The sequence below is a fragment of the Streptomyces sp. NPDC029164 genome, assembly GCF_055563995.1.
The window spans coordinates 1-4,992 of sequence record NZ_JBVHWW010000082.1 but is presented as its reverse complement, the minus strand read 5'-3'; the positions used below and the strand labels follow the sequence as shown (position 1 = coordinate 4,992).

The 4,992-nt window shown below is 73.3% G+C and carries 1 protein-coding gene; it reads left to right on the top strand.

The window, feature by feature from the left end:
* On the top strand, positions 1-4,992 hold a 4,992-nt coding region (locus ACZ4VT_RS37195), incomplete at both ends, for a type I polyketide synthase (protein WP_467955783.1).

The following is a 4,992-nucleotide window of genomic DNA, read 5'->3' as shown; positions in this document are numbered from 1 at the left end:
AACAACTCACCAACCCCGACTACTGGGTCCAACACCTCCGCCACACCGTCCGCTTCAACGACGGCATCCAGTACCTCCACAACCAGAACGTCACCGGCTACATCGAGATCGGCCCCGACCCGGTGCTCACGGCCATGACCCGAGGCTGCCTGGGCGAGGAGATCGCCCAGGGCGTGGTGTCGACCGTCGGCGTCCTGCGCAAGGGCCGCCCCGAGGCGCAGACCCTCGCAGCCACCCTCGGCCACGCGGCCGTACGGGGCGCGGCGCTGGATGTCGAGAGCCTCTTCCCCGGTGCGCGGCGGGCGCTGCTGCCGACGTACGCGTTCCAGGGCGCCCGGTTCTGGCTGAACAGCCCCGCCACGCCCGAGGACGTGGCGAGCCTGGGCCTGACGTCGGCGGAACACCCGCTGCTCGGCGCGGTGACCAGCCTCGCCGGCGGGGAGGGACTGCTGCTCACGGGCCGTGTCTCGCGGAGCACCCACCCGTGGATCGCCGACCACGCCGTCTCCGGAACCGTTCTGCTGCCCGGCACCGCCCTGGTCGAGATGGCCGTGGCGGCGGGCGAGCGCTTCGGCTACGACCTGCTCCGGGAACTCGTCCTGGAGGCACCGCTGCTCGTCCCCGAGGACGGCCGTATCCACCTCCAGGTGGCGCTGGGCGCCGAGGAGTCGGGGACCCGTTCCGTCTCCGTCCACTCCCGCGCCGAGGGCCGGACGGAGGAGGAGTGGACCCGGCACGCCTCCGGTGTGCTCGCCGAGGCGGGCCCGGGCCCGGTTCCCACGGCCGGCCCGGCCGTCTGGCCGCCGGAGGGAGCCACCGAGATACCCGTCGGCGACCTCTACGCCCGCCTCGCCGAGCGCGGATACACGTACGGCCCCGCCTTCCAGGGCCTGCGGAACGCGTGGAGACGCGGCACGGATCTGTACGCGGAGATCGCGCTGCCGGAGAGCATCGACGGGGACGGGTTCGCCCTCCACCCCGCCGCCCTGGACGCCGCCCTTCACACCCTGCTGATCGAGGACTCCGACGAGCTGACCATCCCGTTCTCGTTCAACGGGGTCACCCTGTACGCCGCCGGTGCGACCGCCCTGCGGGTGCACCTGGTTCCGAGCGGTACGAGCGCCGCCTCGCTCACGGCCACGGACGCCGACGGCCGGCCCGTCATCACCGTCGACGAGATCGCCCTGCGCCCGGCCGGCGACCTACAGGACCGCAGTACTCGTATCGAGGGGCTCTACCGCCTGGTGTGGAAGCCCGTCCCGCAGGCCGCCGGGCCGGCCGCCGGGCCGTGGGCCGTACTGGGCTCGGACCCGCACGGTCTGGCCGCGGCCGTCTCCGGCGACACGTACGCCGACGTCGCCGAACTGCGGACCGCGCTCGCCTCGGGCGGTCCAGTCCCCGGTGTCATCGCGCTCACCGAGCCGAGCTCGGAAGTCCATGCGGCGGTTCAGGGCACTCTGGCCACCCTCCAGGAACTCCTCGCCGACACCACCCTCGACCCCACCCGCATCGTCGTACTCACCCAGGGCGCCACCGCCCTCACCACCGACGAGGACATCCACAACCTCCCCGCCGCAGCCCTCACCGGACTCATCCGCACCGCACAAAACGAATACCCCGGCCGCCTCACCCACCTCGACATCAGCACCACAGACAACCTGGCCGCCGCCGCTCACACCGCAGCCACCACCCCCGACACCCAACTCACCCTCCGCAACGGCCAACTCCACACCCCCCGCCTCGAAAACACCCCCACCACAACCCCGTACACCCCCACACCCCTCGACCCCGAAGGCACCATCCTCGTCACCGGCGGCACCGGAGGACTCGGCCACATCCTCGCCCGCCACCTCGTCACCCACCACGGCGCCAAACACCTCCTCCTCACCAGCCGCACCGGCCCCCACGCACCCGGCGCCACCCAACTCGCCGCCGAACTCACCACAGCCGGCGCCCACATCACCATCACCGCCTGCGACACCGCAGACCCCACCCAACTCACCGACCTGCTCGACTCCATCCCCACCGAACACCCCCTCACCGCCGTCATCCACGCCGCCGGCACCCTCAACGACGCCACCCTCGACAACCTCACCCCCCACCACGTCACCCAAGTCCTCCACCCCAAAACCGACGCAGCCTGGAACCTCCACCAACTCACCAACCACCTCCCCCTCACCCACTTCATCCTCTTCTCCTCCATCGCCGGCCTCATCGGAAACCCCGGCCAAGCCAACTACGCCGCCGCCAACACCTACCTCGACGCCCTCGCCCACCACCGCCACCACCACCACCTCCCCGCCACCAGCCTCGCCTGGGGACTCTGGGACACGAGTACGGGCAGCATGGCCGCGCAGTTCTCGGAGGCCGACATCAAGCGGTGGGCGGCCAAGGGCATCCTTCCGCTGACCCCGGAACGCGGCATGGAGCTCTTCGACGCCGCGCTCACGGCCGGTCAGCCGGAGCTGGTACCGATCGAGCTCGACCTGAAGGCGCTGCGCTCCCCGGAGCAGTCCGCGCCCGCCCTGCTGCGCACCCTGGTCCGCGCCCCCCGCCGACGCGCCGCCGCGGCCACCGGATCCTCCTGGGCCGAGCGCACCGCCGAACTGCCCCCGGCCGACCGCCGGCGCGCAGCCGGTGAGCTCGTACGGACGACGGTCGCCGCCGTGCTCGGCCTGGCGGGCCCCGCCGCCGTCCACGACAGCGGGCCCTTCATCCAGCTGGGCATGGACTCCCTCACCGGTATGGAGTTGCGCCGCCGGCTCGCCACGGACAGCGGTATCGCGGTTCCCGCGACCGCCGTCTTCGACCACCCCACGCCCGGTGCGCTCACCGACTTCGTCGTCGCCGAGCTCGCCAAGATCGCCGGCGAGGCCGCCGCCCGGCCGGTCCGGCAGGCCGCGGCCGGCGCGGGCGTCGGCCAGGACGACCCGATCGTGATCGTCGGGATGGCCTGCCGGTACCCCGGTGACGCCCGCTCCCCCGAGGACCTGTGGCGGCTCGTCGCCGACGGCACCGACGCCATCGGCCCGTTCCCCACCAACCGCGACTGGGACGTCGACCACCTCTACGACCCGGACCCCACCCGGGCCGGCAAGAGCTACACCCGGCACGGCGGGTTCCTCTACGACGCCGACCGGTTCGACGCCGAGTTCTTCGGCGTCTCGCCCCGCGAGGCGTTCGCGATCGACCCGCAGCAGCGCCTGCTGCTGGAGACGACCTGGGAGAGCTTCGAGCAGGCGGGCATCGACCCGGCCACGCTGCGCGGCAGCCGCACCGGCGTGTTCGTCGGCACCATGTACGACGACTACGCCTCCCGCCTGTCCGCCGTTCCTGTCGAGTACGAGGGCTACCTGAGCACGGGCAGTGCCGGCAGCGTGGCCTCCGGGCGGCTGTCCTACACCTTCGGGCTGGAGGGCCCGGCCATCACCGTCGACACGGCCTGCTCCTCCTCCCTCGTCGCCCTGCACCTGGCCGCGCAGGCCCTGCGCCAGGGGGAGTGCACCCTCGCGGTGGCGGGCGGCGCCACCGTCATGGCCACTCCGCGGCCGTTCGTGGAGTTCAGCCGCCAGCGCGGGCTGGCGCCCGACGGGCGGGTCAAGTCGTTCGCGGCTTCGGCGGACGGTACGACGTGGAGCGAGGGTGTCGGCATCCTGCTCCTGGAGCGGCTCTCCGACGCCCGCCGCAACGGCCACGAGGTCCTCGCCGTCGTCCGCGGCTCCGCCGTCAACCAGGACGGCGCCAGCAACGGACTCACCGCCCCCAACGGCCCTTCGCAGGAACGGGTCATCCGCGAGGCCCTCGCCGCCTCCGGACTCTCACCCTCCGACGTCGACGCCGTCGAGGCGCACGGCACCGGCACCACCCTCGGCGACCCCATCGAGGCCCAGGCCATCCTCGCCACCTACGGCCAGGACCGCGACGCCGGCCACCCCCTCCACCTCGGCTCCCTCAAGTCGAACATTGGGCACTCCCAGGCCGCCGCCGGCGTCGGCGGCGTCATCAAGATGGTCATGGCCATGCGCCACGGCACGCTCCCCCGCACCCTGCACGTGGACGCGCCGAGCCCGCACGTGGACTGGTCGAGCGGCGCGGTGTCCCTCCTCACCGAGGCGACCCCGTGGCCCGAGACGGACCGCCCGCGCCGTTCCGCCGTCTCCTCCTTCGGGATCAGCGGCACCAACGCCCACGTCGTCCTCGAACAGGCCCCCGCCGCCGAGGCCGCGGAGGCCCGCGACCCGGCGACTCCCGCCCGGCTGCCCTGGGTGGTCTCCGGCCGCGGTACGCAGGGCCTGCGCGCCCGGGCCGCCCAGCTGCGGCGGCTGGCCGCCGAAGCCGGCACGGAGGGCGGCTTCGACCTCGCACACCTCGACGTCGGCCACGCACTCGCCACCACGCGGGCGGCGCTCCCGGACCGTGCGGTCGTCCTCGCCGACGACCCGGCGGGTCTGCTGGCGGGCCTGGACGCGCTGGCCCGCGGCGAGTCCGCGCCGCAGCTGGTGACCGGGGACTCCGGCAGGGCCGACGGGGCCTCCGGGCTCGCGTTCCTGTTCACGGGTCAGGGCAGCCAGCGTCCCGGCATGGGCCGCGAACTGTACGAGAGCCACCCGGTGTTCGCCGAGGCGCTCGACGCCGTCTGCGCACGGATGGACGCCCACCTGGGCCGGTCGCTCAAGGAGCTGATCCTCGCGGCCGAGGGGAGCGAGCAGGCTGCTCTCCTCAACCGGACGCAGTACACGCAGCCCGCGCTGTTCGCCGTCGAGGTCGCGCTGTTCCGGCTGGTGGAGCACTACGGGCTGACCCCCGACTACCTCCTCGGCCATTCGGTGGGCGAGTTGGCCGCCGCGCACGTCGCGGGGGTCCTGTCCCTGGATGACGCCTGCACCCTGGTGGCCGTCCGTGGCCGGCTGATGCAGTCCGCCCCCACCGGCGGCGCCATGATCGCCATCGAGGCCACCGAAACCGAAATCCTGCACACCCTCCCCACCCACC